Here is a 1,338-nt window from a genome sequence, read left to right on the forward strand (position 1 = left end):
GCCTGTCTTCGCTGGTAGTGGGCTTGTTTTGCCTGGTGTTGATGTCTTCGTCGCCATTTCGACCAGCGGAGCAGCCGGGTGGGGTTCGGGTGTGGGGTGATCAGGTGTGCCAGGAGACGCTTGATTTCACCGAGCGTGAGTGGAATGAGGCCGCTGCCAATGCTTTTGGGTAAACAGCAGCCGTCACCGCGAGGTAGGTGTGAGCGAGCAGGGCGAGGGTGATGTGCCGGTACCAGGCGTCGTAGCGGCGGACCTGGTACTGGTCGAGCCCGACCTCGGTTTTCGCGGTCTGGAAACAGTCCTCGACCGACCATCGGGCACCGGCGACCTGGATCAATTCCTCGTCGCTCGTGCCGATCGGGGCTCCGCACAGGTAGTAGGCGATTTCGTGTTCCCCCTTGGCGTTGCGGGTCAGCGACCGCCGGGCCAGAAGCCAGCGCCGCCACCCGGCGCCGGCTTCGCTGAGCGAGGGCAGCGTGGCCACGGCCCAGTCGAACAGCCGGGGCCCTTGCGCGCCTTCGCCGCAGCTCAGCCGCTTCCACGCCTCCGCTGGCGCGTCGGCGACGACCTGGTCGGCGCGCCAGCTGCCCGACAGGGAAACGATCGGAGCGCTGGTCGGCACGGCCACCACGTATCCGATCCGCCGTCGCTCGAGCCAGCGGCGGAACTTCGAATCACCGCCGTAGGCCTCGCCGGCGGTGACCCAGCGAGCAGGGACACCCGCATCCAGCGCACGCGCCAGCATCCGTTGTGCCAGAACCTGTTTCGTGGCGAATTCGACCTCATCGGGCACCCCGGCCTCGCGGCAGCGGTCCCGATCGGCGGTCCACGATTTCGGCAGATACAACTCCCGGTCGATCAACGTGCGGCCTTTCACGGTCGCATACGCACAGAACACACCAAGCTGACAATTCTCGACCCGGCCAGCCGTTCCCGAGTATTGCCGTTGCACCCCAGCCGATTTCAGGACCTTCTTCAAGAATCCGGTCTCATCGACAACCAGCACACCACCCGGATCACCCAGGTGCTCGACGGCATAGGCGCGCGCCTCATCGCGAACTCCATCGACGTCCCACGCCGCCTTGTTCAGCAACCGCTGCATCCCATTCGGCGACAGATCACCCGCGGCTTCAGCCAAGGTCCAGCCGTTTTTCCCCGCCAGCGGAGCCAGCAGGCCCCGCACATACGCCCGCGCCCGCAACCGCGGCTCCGCGCGATGAAACCGCCCCGCCACCCGCGCGAACAACTCCTCGAGCCCAGCCGTCCACGCCGCCAGATCCTCATCAACCAGCACGAAACCTATGCTACCCAATAACATCACGAAGTGATGCTGGAGTA

The 1,338-nt window shown here is 65.6% G+C and carries 1 protein-coding gene; it reads right to left on the bottom strand.

All coding sequences use genetic code 11. The features are described from left to right. Positions 1-100: 100 nt before the first annotated feature. The gene (locus NS2_RS35625) at positions 101-1,318 is read right to left on the bottom strand and encodes an IS701 family transposase (protein ID WP_062614421.1); all 1,218 of its coding nucleotides are present in this window, start codon (positions 1,316-1,318) and stop codon (positions 101-103) included. Positions 1,319-1,338 lie beyond the last annotated feature (20 nt).

Source organism: Nocardia seriolae NBRC 15557 (genome assembly GCF_007990715.1).
Classification (GTDB): Bacteria; Actinomycetota; Actinomycetes; order Mycobacteriales; family Mycobacteriaceae; genus Nocardia; species Nocardia seriolae.

Bases quoted from the DNA above. Each gene is read 5' to 3' on its own strand.
- NS2_RS35625 (WP_062614421.1), bottom strand. From the start codon at position 1,318: ATGTTATTGGGTAGCATAGGTTTCGTGCTGGTTGATGAGGATCTGGCG.